1 protein-coding gene is annotated in these 285 nt (G+C 51.6%); it reads right to left on the reverse strand.

The genetic code is table 11. The features are described 5' to 3' along the window. Nucleotides 1-285, reverse strand: a 285-nt coding sequence (locus AB4512_RS22075) for a LuxR C-terminal-related transcriptional regulator (RefSeq protein ID WP_372175684.1), incomplete at both ends; no start/stop codon positions are given.

Genomic DNA, 285 nt, shown 5'->3' on the forward strand with positions numbered 1-285 from the left:
GCGACATGACCTTCGACCGTTTTGATTGAAATGTTTAACGTCGACGCGATGTACTGTGGTTTCTTGCCGAAAAGCAGTAAGAACAGCACCTCTGATTCTCTCGAAGTCAGCCGCTTTTGCAGCTTAGACACGCGCGGCTCTGACCCCGCAAACGATGCCTGATCGCCTTTTGTCCCTGTGGCCTGACAAACCCAATGACCAACCTCTAAGATCGCGGTATCGGTAAGCTCTTGGCCATAGAAGATGGTGCCTTGGACGTTGTCGTCATCATCAAGCCAAGGGGTT

It is taken from the genome of Vibrio sp. 10N.222.52.B7 (assembly GCF_041474275.1).
In the GTDB taxonomy this organism is placed as follows: domain Bacteria; phylum Pseudomonadota; class Gammaproteobacteria; order Enterobacterales; family Vibrionaceae; genus Vibrio; species Vibrio crassostreae_C.